We start from the raw sequence: 2,155 nt of genomic DNA on the forward strand, positions 1-2,155 counted from the left end.
GCCTACCGCAGGCACGCGCTCGCCACCCTGGTACGGCGCTGCCTCACCCGAGCCGTCCAGAACGCGCGCATGGACGCCGTTCAGGGGACGCGCACAGACGACGAGAGCCCGGGAACCCCATGAACGTCGAACTCACGGTCAACGGCCGGACCCACCGGCTCGACGTCGAGCCCCGGACCAGCCTGGCCGACGCGCTGCGCGACCGGCTCGGGCTCACCGGCACCACGCTGGGGTGCGAGCACGGGGTGTGCGGCTCCTGCACCGTGCTGGTCGACGGCACCGCCATCCGGTCCTGCCTCGCCCTGGCCGTCCAGGCGGAGGGTGCCGACATCCGCACCGTCGAGGGGTTGGCCGACGGCGACCGGCTGCATCCGCTGCAGGAGGCGTTCGCCGCCGAGCACGCGCTGCAGTGCGGCTTCTGCACCCCCGGCTTCCTCATGCTGCTCGCGGGCGCCCTCGCCGAGGAGCCGGATCTGGGCAGGGACGAGCGGCGGCTCGACGCGGTCCTCGCCTCCAACCTGTGCCGCTGCACCGGATATGCGGGCATCCGCCGGGCCGCGGTGCGCGCCGCGGCCCGCCTGCGCGGGGACGGCGGCTCAGCGGCTGAATCGGGGACCGCGGCCGAGCGGCCGAGCGGCTGAAAGCGCTTCAGTCGCGGACGGGGCGGCGAGGCTGCCCAGCAGTTTCAGCCTCTCCTCGGTAGGGCTGCCCGGCTGGGCCAGCAGGGTGATGAGCTGCAGGCCGTCGGAGCCGTTCACCGAGAAGATCTCACAGGTCAGCTCCAGCTCCCCGATCTCCCGGTGGTGCATGCGCTTGACCTCGCCCACTTTGTTGGAGACGTCATGGCGGGCCCACAGCCTGCGGAATTCGGGGCTCTTGACCGAGAGCTCCCCCACGAGCTCGGTAAGGCGGGGGTCGTCGAGATGCGACCCGGTGATGAGGCGCAGGTGGGCGACCTTGGAACGGGCCGACGTCTCCCACTCGGGATAGAACTCGCGGGCCACCGGATCCAGGAAGATCATGCGGAGCAGGTTGTCACGGTCCTCGAACCCGCCGTACAGGGCGTCGGCGAGGGAGTTCGCAGCCAGGACGTTCATGAGGTCGTCGCAGATCAGCGCGGGCGTGCCGGACCAGCTGCCGATCAGCGTGCGCAGGCTGGGGCTGACCCGCCGGGCAGGCGACCGCCGGGGCTGGAGCATGGGATGGGCCAGCGCGTGCATGTGGGCGGTAGCCTCGGGGGTCAGGCCGAACACCCGGGCGAGGGCCCCGAGCACGCGCTCGGACGGGTGGCGCTCTCTGCCCTGTTCGAGGCGGATGTAGTAATCCGTGCTGACGTGGGCCATCATCGCCACCTCCTCGCGCCGCAGCCCCGGCGTCCGGCGTGGTCCCCCGCCCACGAGCCCCGCCTGCGCGGGAGTCGTGACCTCTCTCCGCGCGCGCAGGAACTCCCCCAACAACTTGCCGCTGTCTCGAGTGTCCATTTAAGTACCATATGCCGGAATTTGACGGCCAGGGTGGGCGTGTCACTACCAGGCTGAGCCCGCATCCCCGCATCCGTCGGCATTCCTCCAGGTGTGCGAATTTCCTGGGTGTCACACGTCCACCCTCCGCACGTCGTCCCGTCTTACCGTCGAAATGACGGAAAGGAGACGGTGATCGTGATTTCCTACCCCCGATCCATCCGAGCGCGCTCCGCCATGGCCATGTCGGTGCTCGCCCTGGTCGCGTTGTCCGTCGTCGGCGTCACTTCTTCGCTGGCGATCCGCTACCGCGTCCAGGACGACGCCTTCAACCGGGTCGAACAGATTGCCAGCCAGTGGAGCGCGGCGGCCCGCGCCGGCGCGCTTCCCAAGGTGATACCGGCCTCGGGCGACATAGAGCTCATCCAGCTGGTCGACGCACACGGCAGGGTCATCGCCGCCAGCCGCTCCGCCTGGGCACGCCCGGCGCTGAGCACGATGCGACCACCGGCCGACGACCGCGTCCAGCGGTGGACCGACAGGTGCCGGCTTCTGGTGGCCGTCCGCATCACCATGGCGGCCGACGCACCGGTCGTGCTGGCGGAGCGCCACGAGCCGGCCCTCCTCCGCGGCCACAACCTGGAGTACGCGCTCACGGCGGCGGCGCTGGCGCTCCTCGCCATCGTGGCCTGGAC

At 70.8% G+C, this 2,155-nt stretch carries 3 protein-coding genes; 2 read left to right on the top strand and 1 reads right to left on the bottom strand.

What is annotated here, in order from left to right:
• The first annotated feature begins 119 nt into the window (after window positions 1–119).
• Window positions 120–641: a (2Fe-2S)-binding protein gene (locus AB0J09_RS62995; protein ID WP_360713850.1), complete on the top strand. Its 522-nt coding sequence runs from the start codon at window positions 120–122 to the stop codon at window positions 639–641.
• Here the strand turns inward: AB0J09_RS62995 and AB0J09_RS63000 are convergent.
• On the bottom strand, window positions 597–1,481 hold the full coding sequence (locus tag AB0J09_RS63000; protein ID WP_360713852.1) for a helix-turn-helix transcriptional regulator: 885 nt from the start codon (window positions 1,479–1,481) through the stop codon (window positions 597–599). The genes AB0J09_RS62995 and AB0J09_RS63000 overlap by 45 nt on opposite strands.
• 177 nt (window positions 1,482–1,658) lie before the next feature.
• On the opposite strand from AB0J09_RS63000, the gene AB0J09_RS63005 reads away from it, so the two are divergent.
• The coding region (locus tag AB0J09_RS63005; RefSeq protein ID WP_360713854.1) for a hypothetical protein at window positions 1,659–2,155 on the top strand (497 nt) is incomplete at its 3' end.

The organism is Nonomuraea sp. NPDC049784 (genome assembly GCF_040659615.1).
In the GTDB taxonomy this organism is placed as follows: domain Bacteria; phylum Actinomycetota; class Actinomycetes; order Streptosporangiales; family Streptosporangiaceae; genus Nonomuraea.